This is a genomic window from Mesorhizobium sp. M6A.T.Ce.TU.016.01.1.1 (assembly GCF_003997065.1).
Classification (GTDB): Bacteria; Pseudomonadota; Alphaproteobacteria; order Rhizobiales; family Rhizobiaceae; genus Mesorhizobium; species Mesorhizobium mediterraneum.
Genome location: NZ_RZTJ01000014.1, coordinates 50,693 through 62,888, shown reverse-complemented (window position 1 = coordinate 62,888; position 12,196 = coordinate 50,693). Strand labels below are relative to the sequence as shown.

At 64.1% G+C, this 12,196-nt stretch carries 12 protein-coding genes; 3 read left to right on the top strand and 9 right to left on the bottom strand.

What is annotated here, in order from left to right; genetic code table 11:
* Positions 1-47 precede the first annotated feature (47 nt).
* The 6 genes from EOC94_RS22845 to EOC94_RS22815 form a co-directional block, all read right to left on the bottom strand.
* The gene (locus EOC94_RS22845) at positions 48-1,064 is read right to left on the bottom strand and encodes an ABC transporter permease (protein ID WP_127293642.1); all 1,017 of its coding nucleotides are present in this window, start codon (positions 1,062-1,064) and stop codon (positions 48-50) included.
* The gene (locus EOC94_RS22840; protein WP_185928311.1) at positions 1,061-2,638 is read right to left on the bottom strand and encodes a sugar ABC transporter ATP-binding protein; all 1,578 of its coding nucleotides are present in this window, start codon (positions 2,636-2,638) and stop codon (positions 1,061-1,063) included. Before EOC94_RS22840 ends, EOC94_RS22845 begins: the two co-directional genes overlap by 4 nt.
* Before the next feature lie 246 nt (positions 2,639-2,884).
* Positions 2,885-3,835 (bottom strand): substrate-binding domain-containing protein, encoded by a 951-nt coding sequence (locus EOC94_RS22830; protein WP_126105695.1) that lies wholly within the window; start codon positions 3,833-3,835, stop codon positions 2,885-2,887.
* 252 nt (positions 3,836-4,087) lie between these two features.
* Positions 4,088-5,632, bottom strand: a complete 1,545-nt coding sequence (locus EOC94_RS22825; RefSeq protein WP_185928310.1) for a winged helix-turn-helix domain-containing protein — start codon at positions 5,630-5,632, stop codon at positions 4,088-4,090.
* A 64-nt stretch (positions 5,633-5,696) separates the two neighbouring features.
* Positions 5,697-5,927, bottom strand: coding sequence for a hypothetical protein (locus tag EOC94_RS22820; protein WP_095482758.1), 231 nt, complete (start codon positions 5,925-5,927; stop codon positions 5,697-5,699).
* Positions 5,911-6,639 (bottom strand): gamma-glutamylcyclotransferase, encoded by a 729-nt coding sequence (locus EOC94_RS22815; RefSeq protein WP_127293636.1) that lies wholly within the window; start codon positions 6,637-6,639, stop codon positions 5,911-5,913. The genes EOC94_RS22820 and EOC94_RS22815 overlap by 17 nt, the downstream gene beginning before the upstream one ends.
* A gap of 249 nt (positions 6,640-6,888) precedes the next feature.
* Here EOC94_RS22815 and EOC94_RS22810 point away from each other — a divergent pair, with 249 nt between their 5' ends.
* Entirely contained in the window at positions 6,889-8,310 is a 1,422-nt protein-coding gene (locus EOC94_RS22810; protein WP_127293634.1) for a LuxR C-terminal-related transcriptional regulator, read from the top strand.
* A 45-nt stretch (positions 8,311-8,355) separates the two neighbouring features.
* Here EOC94_RS22810 and EOC94_RS22805 read toward each other — a convergent pair whose 3' ends face one another.
* From EOC94_RS22805 to EOC94_RS22795, 3 genes are all read right to left on the bottom strand, one after another.
* Complete coding sequence (locus EOC94_RS22805; RefSeq protein ID WP_127293632.1) at positions 8,356-9,243, bottom strand: DMT family transporter; 888 nt, start codon at positions 9,241-9,243, stop codon at positions 8,356-8,358.
* A gap of 72 nt (positions 9,244-9,315) precedes the next feature.
* Entirely contained in the window at positions 9,316-10,317 is a 1,002-nt protein-coding gene (locus tag EOC94_RS34165) for a hypothetical protein (RefSeq protein ID WP_185928309.1), read from the bottom strand.
* A gap of 107 nt (positions 10,318-10,424) precedes the next feature.
* Positions 10,425-10,631: a hypothetical protein gene (locus EOC94_RS22795; RefSeq protein ID WP_127293630.1), complete on the bottom strand. Its 207-nt coding sequence runs from the start codon at positions 10,629-10,631 to the stop codon at positions 10,425-10,427.
* On the opposite strand from EOC94_RS22795, the gene EOC94_RS34160 reads away from it, so the two are divergent.
* Both EOC94_RS34160 and EOC94_RS22790 read left to right on the top strand, forming a co-directional pair.
* Positions 10,615-10,836: a hypothetical protein gene (locus EOC94_RS34160; protein WP_185928315.1), complete on the top strand. Its 222-nt coding sequence runs from the start codon at positions 10,615-10,617 to the stop codon at positions 10,834-10,836. The two genes, EOC94_RS22795 and EOC94_RS34160, sit on opposite strands and share 17 nt — an antisense overlap.
* Positions 10,837-10,862: 26 nt before the next feature.
* The gene (locus EOC94_RS22790; protein WP_281032977.1) at positions 10,863-11,921 is read left to right on the top strand and encodes a LuxR C-terminal-related transcriptional regulator; all 1,059 of its coding nucleotides are present in this window, start codon (positions 10,863-10,865) and stop codon (positions 11,919-11,921) included.
* Positions 11,922-12,196: the final 275 nt, after the last annotated feature.

The window sequence follows — 12,196 nt, the reverse complement described above, 5'->3', positions numbered from 1 at the left end:
CGCTACCTCCCCGGCAGTTTACTACATCACAGCCTGTGCTCCTCGGATCACCGCCTCACTCGCGATTTCAGCCAGCGGTCGAAGGCTACCGCGAGGATAAGGATCAGGCCGATGACGATGCTTTGGGTGTAGGACGAGACGTTGTTGAATTGCAGCCCGTTCTGCAGCACGCCGATCAGCGCCGCGCCCACCACCGTGCCGCCGACCGAGCCGATGCCGCCGAACAGCGAGGTGCCGCCGATGACGACCGCCGAGATCACTGTCAGCTCGTAGCCGATGCCGGCGACGGCTTCCGAGGAATTGAGCCTCGCCGACAACACGAAGGCGGCAAGGCCGGCGAAGAAGCCGACGATGACATAGACCGAGATCAGGATGCGGTCGACGCGCAGGCCTGACAGCCTTGCCGCTTCGGCATTGCCGCCGACGGCGTAGACCGCGCGGCCGTAGCGCGTGTAGCGCAGCACAATGTGGCACAGGATCGCGGCCACCGCGAAGATGATCGCGGGCACCGGAACCGGTCCGATCAGGCCGGTGCCGAACCAGCGCATCGAGGCATCGAAGCCGGAGATCGGGCCGCCATTGGAGATCGTCAGCGTCAGGCCGCGAAACACGGTGAGACCGCCGAGCGTGACGACGAAGGGCGGCACCTTCAGCCTGGTGATGGCAAAGCCCTGGACGCCGCCGGCCAGCGCACCGACGACGACGGCGGCCAGAAGGGCGGCGAACCAGCCATAGCCTTGCGTGCCAGATGTGGCCAGCGACAGCGTGTTGGCGGTGCCGCCCTTGGCCACCACCGCCGCGACCATGCCGCAGAAGGCCAGCAGCGAGCCGACCGACAGGTCGATGCCGGCGGTGAGGATGACGAAGGTCATGCCGAGCGCGATCAGCCCGGTGATCGAGATCTGCCGCATGATGTTGAAGATGTTGATGGGGTCGATGAAGCTCGGCTTCAGCACGGTGAAGACGACGACCAGCAGCGCCAGGAACATCAGCGGGCCGAAGCTCATCAGCAGGCGCGCGACATTGATGCCGCCGCGCTGGCTCTGTTCGGTCGTGCTGGTCATTGCGTCGCTTCCTGCTTTTGATCGAGCGCCATCAGTTCCATCAGTTTTTCCTCTGTCGCCTCGATGCCGGGCATCTCGCCGGTGATGCGTCCGCGCCGCATGGTGACGATCCTATCCGACACCGCAAGCACTTCGGGCAATTCGGACGAGATCATCATGATGGCGATGCCGCGCGCCGCGAGCTGCACCAGGATCTGATGCACCTCGGCCTTGGCGCCGACGTCGACGCCGCGCGTTGGTTCGTCCACGATCAGCACCTTGGGGTCGCGCGCCAGCCAGCGGGCAAGGATGACCTTCTGCTGGTTGCCGCCGGACAGCCCCTCTATGGGCTGCTCGGGCGAGGCCATGCGGATCGACAGCGTCCTTCTGTAGCTTGCCAGCGCTTCGCGCTCGCGCCGCTCGGTCATGAAGCCGAGACCGTTAGAGTAGCGGCCGAGTGCCGCGATGGAAAAGTTGGTCAGGATGCCGAGCGCGGCGAAGATCGCCTGATGCTTGCGGTCTTCCGGCACCAGGCCGATGCCGAGCGCGATGGCGTCGGCGGGCGATGCTGGCGCGATCGGCTTGCCGTCGAGCGTGATGGTGCCGGCGGCAATGCGGTCGGCGCCGAAGATGGCGCGGGCAAGCTCGGTGCGGCCGGAGCCGACGAGGCCGGCGACACCGAGGATCTCGCCCGCTTTGAGGTCGAGATCGACGCCTTCGAGCACGATGGCATGCGGCGCCTGCGGATCGCGCACCGTGCGCAGTCCGCGCACGGAAAGCCTGACGTCGCCGGCGATATCGCGCAGCGTCGGCCTGGCATAAAGCTCGGACGCGGCGCGGCCGACCATCTTCTCGATGATCCTTGGCAGCTTGATCGGCCCGCCGTCGCGGTCGAGATGGCCGGCCAGCCTGCCGTCCCGCAGCACCGTCATGCGGTCGCAGATGGCAGAGGCCTCTTCCAGCCTGTGGGTGACAAACATGATGGCGACGCCGTCCTTGCGCAGCCGGTCCATGATCGACATCAGCTTCTGCACTTCGGTTTCGGTCAGCGCCGAAGTCGGCTCGTCCATGATGATGAGGCGGCTCTTCAGCGACAGCGCCCGGGCGATCTCGACCAGCTGCTGCTCGGCCACCGACAGTGCCGACACCGGCGTCGCCGGGTCGAGATCCAGACCAACGCGGGCGATGATGCCGCGGGAGGCTTCCTCCATCTTCCGCCAGCTCACCAGTCCGAGGGGCCCGAGCGGCGCGCGGCCGATGAAGATGTTCTCCGCCACCGTCAGCGTCGGGATCAGGCTCAGTTCCTGGTAGATGGTGACGATGCCATGGCGCTTGGCATCCTGCGGATTGTGCGGAGCGAATTCGACGCCGTCGAAGACGATGCGGCCGCTGGTGGGCGGCATGACGCCGGACAGGATCTTGAGCAGCGTCGACTTGCCGGCGCCGTTCTCGCCGAGCAGGCCGAGGATTTCGCCGGGCCGAACCTCAAGCGAGACATCGCTCAGCGCAGTCACGCCGGCAAAGCGCTTGGTCACGCCCTCGACGGCCAGGAGGGCCAGGGATAGCGACGGCGCTGCGGCTTCTGCTGGAGACAAGCGATCCTCCTTGAATTCCGATTCCCACGCAGGCTGGCGGGACAGCGCCCCCCTCTGTCCTGCCGGACATCTCCCCCACGAGGGGGGAGATTGGATGTCGCCTTGGCTTTCGCCAATCTCCTGCGTTGCAAAAAAGGCGCTATCGGCGAAGCTGCCGATCTCCCCCCGAGTGGGGGAGATGCCCGGCAGGGCAGAGGGGGGCGCGACAGAACGCTACTTTTGCTGCTGCGCGCCCCGTTTGTGCTCCTACTTCGTCTCGCCAAGCCTTTCAGCCTTATCGAGATTGTCCTTGCCGATGACGATCGGCGTCAGCAGCACGAGCTTTTCCTTGGGCTCGGTCTTGTCCTTGGCATAGGCGACAGCGATCTGCACTGCGGTGCGCGACTGCTCGCCGGGGAACTGTTCGACGGTGCCGGCGAGCTTGCCGTCGCGCACGGCGACCAGCGCTTCGGGGAGCGCGTCGAAGCCGTAGATCTTGACGTCGGTGAAGTTGCGCGCCGCACAGGCTTCCACCGCGCCAAGCGCCATGTCGTCGTTGGCGCAGATGATCGCGTCGGGCTTGCCGTTGGCGGCAAGGCCGGCTTCGGTGACGGAGAGCGCCTCGGCGCGGGCGAAGTTGGCGGTCTGCTCGAAGATGATCTGGTATTTGTCCTTCAGCGGATCGAGAACGTTGTGCACGCCCTTGTTGCGGTCGATCGCGGGCCCAGCACCTGGCTGGCCCTGCAGATGGAAGATTTTGGCGCCGTTCGGGAACGCCGCCACCATGGCCTGCGCCTCGGCCTCGCCGCCCTTGACATTGTCGGCGCCGACATGGGCGAGGATGCCTTCGACGCCGTCGACGCGGCGATCGATGGTGACGACGGGAATGCCGGCCTGCACCGCCTGCTCGATGGCCGGCGCCAGCGCGTTGACGTCGAGCGGCGAGATGACGATGGCGTCGACCTTCTGCACAAGCGCCGCCTCGATATCGGCAGTCTGCTTGGGTGCCGAATTCTGGCCATCGCTCTCGGTCAGATTGACGCCTTGCGCCTGCGCCTCCGCCTTGATCTGGTTCAGCATGTGAACGAAGAACGGAAAGCCGAGGCTGGGCACCGAACCCAGGATGGTCAGCTTGTCCTGGGCGAATGCCGGTTGCGGAGCGGCCAGCGCCAATGTGCTCATCGCCACGGACGACAGCAGGAATTCACGTCTGTTCATCAATTTAGTCTCCTCCACATGAGCGCACGACCCCGAAAACCGGAATGGGTCTCCGGCAGGTTCATGCGTCGATCTAGAAATGGAGTGTCCTTTGAGCGCCCAAGGGGACGCAACGGCGCTCCAGCCGGTCCACCGCGACGTTCTCCTCCGCTCGGTGCCTGCGGGCGGATGCTAGCCAAGGCCGGAGGTTTGCGCAAGAACGGGCGGATTCGACTCGGGGCCGCGTCATGTGCCCAGCGCCGCCGGTGCTGCTCATGATGTTGTCGGCATTTGCGCGTCATCCCATCCAGCCAACTCGAGACCGGACCGTATCCGCTCCCGATCTTCCGAGCGCATCATGTGAAGGTCCGCCATGATTGCCTGTTCGGTCAGGCCGGGATTTAGGCGGCGGCCTTCCCTGGTGCAGGCCCTTGCCTTGTCGATATTGCCGTCAAGCGCGTGACAGGCAGCCAGCCGCGCCCATTGCCAGGCACTCTTTCGCGGAAGGCAGGAAAAAGACGCCGCCGCTTCCGGATAGCGACCAAGGACAAGCAGGGCCTCACCCCGGTCGTAATAATACCAGGCGGGATGCATCGGATTGAGTTGGATCGCCTGGTCCAGCAGCATCAGGCCGGTCTCGCCATGACCGCGTATGACCTCGAAAAAGCCCGTCTGGGCCAACGTGTCGGCGTCGTAGGGATTAAGATCCAATGCGCGCGCGAAATGGCGTGCGGCGGCGTCGAATTCGGCCAGGTAGATAAGGATCAAGGCCAGGATGCGGTGGCAACGGGCCTCGTCTGGGCTGAGTGCCGTGGCGTGCAGGGCACGGTCCCGCGCCTGATCAAGCAAGGCGCGAGGCGCGCCGCCATAGCCGCCTATGATCATGTCCGCTAAGGCGAGATAGGCGTGAGCGAGCCCCGAATCCGGATCGCGTTCGAGCGCCTTTAGCAAATGTTCGCGGGCCTGCTGGTTGACGCCCTCGCCATAGCTGCGCAGAAGCGCCATGCCGCGCAGGATGTGGACATAGGCTTCGATGTTGGCGGCGGGCGCCGGGGATGTGCGCCGCATGGCAGCGCTCTCGATGTTGGCGACCAGCGCGGTCGCAATCCGTTGCGCCACCATCCTCTGAAAAGCGAAAATCTCGCTCGTCCTGAATGAAAACGTCTGCGCCCATATGCGCCGGCCGGACGCCGTCTCGGACAGGACGACGTGCGTGCTGTAGCCGCCGTCGGCGCTCTCGACGCTGCCTTCCGCAACATAGTCGGCGCCGAGGCGCTCGGCGGTCGCCCAGATGTCCTGGTCGGAATGTTCGGCAAGCGCGAAGGCCGAATGCCGTGCCAGCACCGCGATGGTCTTGAAGTAGGAAAGCGCGTTGATGATCTCCTCGACCGCGCCGTCGAAGAGCGGCTTTGCCGTCGCATCTTCAATGTTGACGCGAAACGGCAGGATGGCGACCATCGGCTCGGGCGCTCGTTCAATCTGAACCGCAGCGGTGGCCGGCGGCAGCGAAGCGGACAGGCCGTCGTCGTCAGCCTGGAACATGTAGCCGCGCCGGGGCACCGTGCGAACCAGCGACTGCGTCTCGTCGCCTATGCATTTGCGCACATCGCGAATGCATTGCGTGAGCGAATCCTCTGTCACGATTGTGCTGGGCCAGACCGCCTGTAACAGTTCGTCCTTGCTCAGCACTCGGCCAGGATTGCGCACCAGGAAGGCCAGCAGGTCGAAGGTCTTTGGCCGCACCGGCACGATCTCGCCGTCACGCCGCAATGTGCCGCGGTCGAGATCGAGAACCGAGCTGCCGACCTGGTGTGCCAAGCTCCTGCACCACCGCTGCGCCTGATTGCGCAGCGATCATCGGAGCCGCATAAGCCGGTAAAGGTCAAGCCCGAAAGATGCCGGAAAGGCGCTGCCACAGGCGCGGCCTCGTTTCTGCAGGAATCGTTTTGGCAGGGATCATGGCTGTCTCACTCGGCGTCAGCAGGTCGAGATAGTGCAGCATCTGAGCCGTTTCGCCGCCACAGAATTCAACGTTGCCCGTCGACAGGATCCGGTGCACCGCTTCCCGTGCCAGAGCCGACGGGAGGAATGGTTCTTCAACCTTCGCATGCATGCTCGATCTCCAGGGTTGGTGCCGGCAAGGGCGTGCCGGATTGCAGTGATCCGAGGTAGGCGGCGACCTTGCCCTGCAGCCGCCATAGCGTGGCGTCGCGGATGTGGCGGGCTTCGAGCTGAACGACGGTGCGGCGCAGATAGTCGGCGCAGCTTCCGATGTGGCCGGCGGCGAGCGACAGGATTTCCACCGTGGTCTGCTCGTTCAGGCCTGCGGCATAGGCGGGGCCATTCCGGTCGGCGACGAAGGCGATGGCCCGAAAATTCCCAGCCGCGCCTCGAACCGAGATCCAGCGCGGAATGTTGGTCGGCGGGTTGGCGCTCATCTCACGGCGCAGCAGCCGGTCGATTGCCGCGTCGATATCAAGGTCAGGGAGACGGTAGACGACACCGCGGCAGCTGCCGCCACGGTCGAGCGCAAGCATCAGCCCGGGCCGCTCGCGCGTGCCGCGCCAGCGGGTCAGCCACAGCGAAAATCGCCGATGCCAGCCATGCACGGTCGCCGGTCGCTCCTCGACGAATTCGAAGCATGGGTTCCACAGCAGCGAGCCATAGGCGAACACCCAAACGTCACGCGGGCGTCCCGCAAGCAGCTGCGTGCGAATGTCGGCATAGTCGCGATCCTCCAGATTGCGCAGTCCGGGCGCCGGGCCGGCGTCTTCGATCTTGCGATCGATCTTGGCGAGGAGGTCTTCTGTCAGGGCAATTGTCATGGCCGCTTATCGGGTTTGTCTCCCGAGAGAGCATCGCCGCGACATGGCATCCGCGTCCTGAACGGATGCTGATATTGTGCTGAAATCGAATGGAGCGCAGCGGCTGGTCGGAGCGGCGTGCGAGAAGCTTTCGGCTTCGAAGCGCGACATCACAATCGGCCAGATGCGGTGTTTAGGGTTCTCCATTTGTAGTATCCTGCGTCGGCAGCAGTTGAACCCGTCTCTCCGTCCGGTGGCAGGAAATTTGCCATGAACCGCATCGCGACGTCTTCGCCGGCTCTATCCGACCGCGAGCGCGCGGTCGCGGAGAAGTTTGCCGCCGGCCTGACCTATCGCGAGATCGGCGAGGCGCTGTTCATCGCCCCCTCGACCGTCCGCACCCATCTCGCCTCGATCTATGAAAAACTTGGCGTCCGCAACAAAGTCGCTCTCGCATCGTATTTTGCCGGCGCCACTAGCGCGCAGCCGGCTCCGTCCTTGTCCGACGCCTCGCCGGTGCTCGCCATATTCCCGATCGAATGTCTGAATTCCGAAGAGCGCTGGCAGCGCTTTGCCGACGGTCTGTCGTCGGACATCACCATCGACCTGGCGCGATACGCGGGCTTGCCGGTCATCGCTTTCCACACGATGAAATCGCTGGGCAGCAAGCCGGCCGACTTCGCGGCGGACGGCAAGGCGCTGGGCGCCACCTATCTCGTGTCGGGCCAGTTGCGCGCCGAAGAGCGGCGGGTTCGGTTGACGATAGAGCTTGCCGATGCGGAGAACGGCGTCAGCCTTTGGAGCGAGCGCTACGACCGTCCGGTCGAGGACGTTTTCAAACTGCAGGACAGCCTGACGGAAGGCGTCATCAATGTCCTTGCTGGCTGTTTTGGGGCGATCGCCACGGTGGGCCGCAATGCGGTCCGCCGCAAGCCGCCGGCCAGCCTGCGGGCCTACGACTTTTATCTGCTTGGCGTCGAACAGCACAACATGTTCAGCCGCGCCGGCAATGTCGAGGCAATCCGCCTGCTTTCACGAGCGCTGGAGCTTGACCCAACTCTGGTCAGGGCCTGGACCGAGCTTGCCTATGCCTATTCCATCGAGGCCTGCAACGGCTTTGGCGACGATGTGCCGGGCTCAATCGAGAACTGGCGGGCGGCGGTCGAAAACGCCTTGCGGCTCGACCCGACGGACAGCGCCGCCCACACCTGCCTTGGCGATCTCAAGGGATGTCTCGGCGACTTTGAGGGGGCAGAGCGCGCGTATCAGCGTGGCTTCGAATACGGCTCCAATCATGCCGACACGCTGGCGCTGCTGGCCGGCAGCAAGGCGCTTGTCGCCGGCGATCCGGCCGAGGCGATCCCGCTCATCGAGCGCGCCATGCGCCTCAATCCACTGGCCCCGCCCTGGTATTTCGGCATGCAAGGCCGCATCCTGTTCGTCGCCGGCAGGCATCGCGAAGCCATCGCAGCGCTCCGCAGGAGTTCGCCGGATTCTCCGAACGTGCTGATGTTTTTGGCGCTGGCGCATGCAGCCGTGAGCGAGACCGGCGAGGCGGCTAGGATTGCAGCCCGCTTGAAAGCTGAATTCCCGGACTTTTCGGTCGAACGCTTCGTCGCAGCCTATCCCGTGACAAACCCGCATGCCGTGCAAGCCATACGCGACGCCGCAAAGCTGGCAAGGCTCGGTTGAGGCCTTGCCGAGGAGTCCGCGACCGCGCATTGCCCCGATAATCTCTCAGTCAGCCATCGCCGGCTTGCTGATTTTGGATTTGTCGGTCGTCATCGACAGCAAGGTGATTGATCCAAATACGACCGCAGCGCCAACTGCTCCGATCGGCGACAGTCGCTCGCCCAGAAATATTGCCGCGCCGATCGCTCCGAACACGCTCTCCGCGCTGACGATCACGGCGGCATGGCTGGCCGACGTGAAGCGTTGAGCGATCGTTTGGATGCCGAAGGCGGCCCCGGTCGAGAAGATGCCGAGCACGGCGAGTTCCGGGCCGGCATCGCTGATGGCAGCCAGCGATAAATTGCCCTGAAAGGCGCCGAGCGGCAGAGTGATCGCGGCGGCGCCGAGAAATTGCGCGGCAGCCGTCGCGACCGGCGCGCCGTGGGTCTGCATGTGGCGGCCAAGCTCCACCATCCAAAGCGCGTAGCACGCGGCCGAAAGTATCGCAGCGAGATCGCCATGGCTGAAGCTGGAGGTCAAGCCCCCGGACAGCAGCAGGACACCGATCAATGTCATGGCAGCCGCAAGCCCGCCGACAGCATTCGGACGCTCGCCAATCAGGAACCAGGCCGCGAGCGGTGTCATCACCGTTGCCGTGCTCACTAGGAAGCTCGCATTGGTAACCGAGGTGTCGAGATAGGAGATCTGCTGGACGATGATGGAAATCGAAAACAGAACGCTGACTTTGGTGAGGCTCATCCAATAGCCGGGCCCGAATTTCCTTCCCCATTCGAGCATCGTCAGCGGCGCGACCATGAGCCCCGCGATCAGGCAGCGCATGCCCACGGCGCTGAGCGGATCGAGATGATCCAGCACAGTCTTCTGCGCAACATTGCCGAAGCCCCAAAAGGCAGCAGCAAGCAGAAGCAGACAGTTGGCCTGCACCCTCGACATATCAATGTCTCGACAAAGCTTGCGCCGCGAAGGGCGGATCGCAAGTCGGTTGATGGAAAGGCGAAACGAGCGTCACACTGCGTCTCGGCGGTTCCCGGCGTGCGAAGCCAGCGCGCGCTCGGCTCGCCCGTCCTGGAGCAGCAGCAGGTCGGCCTTTGCCCATAGCAGGTAGCAGACGAGCAATGTCAGCGGCGCAGCAACGAGCGTCGAGGAAGCGCCCGACCACACCGGCGGCAAGGCACCGCCGATCCCGGCCGCTGCCGCTACCATCGCCGGCAGGCGGCTGGCCAGAACGGCGCTGCGGAACGGGTCGGGCCAGGTGGCTTGCCAGCCGGGCAACGGCCTGCCGGCAGCGAAAGCGCTGCCAAACTTGCCTAGTGCATGCAGCAGGCCCGAGGTCGCCGCAAGTACAGGCTCACCGAACAGGAACAGGGCGATGCCAAGCCCGATCGCCCCGACCCCCGACAGCACGTCGCCAAGGCGGTTCAGGGACGCGTCGGGGCTCGGCTTTCTAGCCCAGGCGCGGCAGTAGATTTCGCCGCTGTAGAAGAAGACCAGCGTGGCTAGTGTCAGTGCCATAGCGGCGATGCTACCGGCGAAATAATCGAGGAGCGCGGCAGAGCCACTCAGGCCGGAACCCCGCGGCACGGCGACGATCTGGACCGTGACACCCGTCACCAGCCCGAGCGCATTGCCGAGATTGTAGTATCCGCCGGGACCGGCCATGCGTGAGCGGATTGCCGCGGTAAGCCGCGACAGCCCCCGCACCGCCCGATACCAATCGAGGATAGCGCTTTTCGGCCGCAGCTTCGGTAACGGTTTTTCGTCGAGCATCGACGGTGCGAAGGACAGGACATCGGCCAGCGCCGAGGCCCTGCGCCGGCCGGCTAGCGTGCCGTCCAAGTGGTACAGCGCATCGTCCAGGCGGAGTGGCGCATGGTCGTCTTCGAGCCCCATCAAATCCCCCTCATGAGTTACGACGTCCAGTGGGTACTGGGATGGTTTGCTGCCCACCCGGCGCGTTTTGCCTGAGGTGTCGCCCGGCTCTCCGGCGGCAGCATCGGGAAGGTTCATGGACGCTCGTTGACAGCCCACGACGCTGAGCGGATCGAGATGATCCGGCACGCTCTTCAGCTCAACATTGCCGAAAGCTTGCGCCGCAAAGGGCGGATCGCTGGTTGCTAGCGGGCGGCCAGCTTGTCCAACCGTTTGCAATACAGGCGGACGCCGACGGGGACGATCTCATACCCGGCGTCGTTCAACTGGAGCTTCATCTCCTCGAAATGCCGCTTTGAGCCGCTGACGATCGATTCAGGCGTGTAGTCCCAGCCGTTGCGGGCGGCATTGGCCAGGATGTCGGCATAGAGGCGCATGCTCGCGATTTTCACATCCGATTCCAGCGCCTGCCTGCATCCTCTTGCGAACGACGGCGACTGGGCGGCGGAAAGACTCAAGATCGTGCACGCCAGCACTATGGAAACAGGACGCATGGAAACCTCCCCTGATTGCAGCTTGTTGCTGGAAGCGATCGTGCGATTTATGCGCCTGCGGCGGGATCGGGCAGATGCAGTATTCGACCTCCTGCATTTGTAGTATTCTGTCCTGGGGCGGTTTCCATCATGACGGTCAATGACGCTTCGAAAGCGCAGACGCTCGATGCTTTGTCGGGTCGCGAGCGCGCGGTCGCGGAGAAATTCGCAGCCGGAATGACCTATCGCGAAATCGGCAATGCACTTTTCATTGCCCCGACCACTGTTCGCACCCACCTTGCGGCCATCTACGAAAAACTTGGCGTGCGCACCAAGATCGGGCTCGCGGTGTATTTTGCCGGCGCTTCCGGCGCTAGCAACGGCTCGGGCCAGCACGTCGAGATCGGCCATCAAAGCGGAAAACCGCGGCTGGCGGTGATGCCGGTTAAGGGTCAGTTCGGCAAAACAAAGACCGGCGCGGATGCATTGACGCGCGCGTTGACCGCAGAGCTCGGCCGCTTCTCCCAGATCGGAATCGTCGCAGCGGCCACAATGTTCGCGCTCGCGAAGCGGCATCTCACTGTCAAGGAAATCGGCAGGACCACGGGAGCCAACTATGTCCTGGAAGTCGCGGTCCATCGCCAGGACAAGGCCACGCACGCCTTCGCGCATCTCGTGGACGCCCAGGAGGAAGTTGAGGTCTGGAGCGCAAGATACGATCTCGCCCAGCCGTCATCGCATGACGAATTGACAGGCGTGATCAGCGGAAACCTGTTCCAGGTGTTAATGAAGCACGCGGCAGGCCCGTCCGCCCTCGAGGAAGCAGTTCAGCGCCACAAGCTCTATCTGAAGGCATTTTACCACGTCGAACGGCCGACGGCGAAAGGCATGGGCGTAGCGCGGCGCCTCTGTGAAAGGCTCCTCGCTGGCGAGCCAGACCATGCCTTGATAAGAGAGACCCTTGCCTGGGTCGATTTCCACTCCTGCTTCAACGGATGGTCCAGTGAACCCATCCAGGCCTTTCGCCGGGCTGGTGATGAGGCGCGGGCCGGACTTCGTTACGATGACCGGGAAGCATGTCTGCACAGTGCTCTCGGATTGGCCGAGACTTATCTCGGAAACTTGCAGACAGGCCTTGTTGCCTGCGGCGGGCCATCGCACTCAATCCGAACGATGCAGAGTGCCGTACCTGGCTGGGAATCGGGCTGACTTACGCCGGAGATCTCGAAGGCGCACAGGCAGCTTTCGCGCGGGCCAACCTTCTCAGTCCGGATTATCATCCGATCTTTCTGTTCAGGGGCGATGCCGAATACGCCGCGGGGAACTATGACGCCGCGACTGCCTCGTTTGATCGATTTCTGATGGTCCTGCCTGAATACCACTGGGCACGGCTCCTGCGGGCTGCATCATACGTCGGGATAGGCGATCTCAAGTCTGCCCGGAAAGACGTGTCGTTCGTCTCGCGCGAGTCGCCCACGTTGACC